1 protein-coding gene is annotated in these 494 nt (G+C 26.5%); it reads right to left on the reverse strand.

The annotated features are described in order from the left end of the window. Positions 1–137, reverse strand: a 137-nt coding sequence (gene stsA, locus D3D01_RS22720; RefSeq protein WP_121513865.1) for a stapholysin S, incomplete at its 3' end; no start/stop codon positions are given. Positions 138–494: the final 357 nt, after the last annotated feature.

Consider the following 494-nt stretch of genomic DNA (forward strand, 5'->3'; position numbering starts at 1 on the left):
GATGCACTTGTACAAGAACATGAACAGCTACAACTACATGAACAACTACAAGAGCAGCAACCTGCTGCATATTGCATCGCTTCAGAACTACTAATGTCTGAATATCCATTAATAGTATGGTTATTAATTTTCATCATTTCGCCCTCCTTCACCCTAAGAAACATGATGTAAAATTACTATTTATAAACTGAAATATATCACGCAATATGTCTGTAGTCAATATTTTATTTTAATTATTTTTTAGTATGAAAGTTATAGATTTAATGAATAATAAAGATATGGTAATTAAATTAAGTGAAGTGTAACTAAAAAAGTTCATTATTTTCTATTTATAATACTCGATTTTCAAATAATGAAAATATGTTTATATATTTTGATAAATTTAAAGGTATAAAATCCTAGTGTAGCTTTATTGATTAACAAAACCAAAGCAGTGAGTCTGGGACATAATGTTCTTAGACAAAGTAAAAAAGCTGATTTCTATTAATTAATTG

The sequence above is a fragment of the Haloarcula sp. Atlit-7R genome (genome assembly GCF_003666065.1).
GTDB lineage: Archaea > Halobacteriota > Halobacteria > Halobacteriales > Haloarculaceae > Haloarcula > Haloarcula taiwanensis.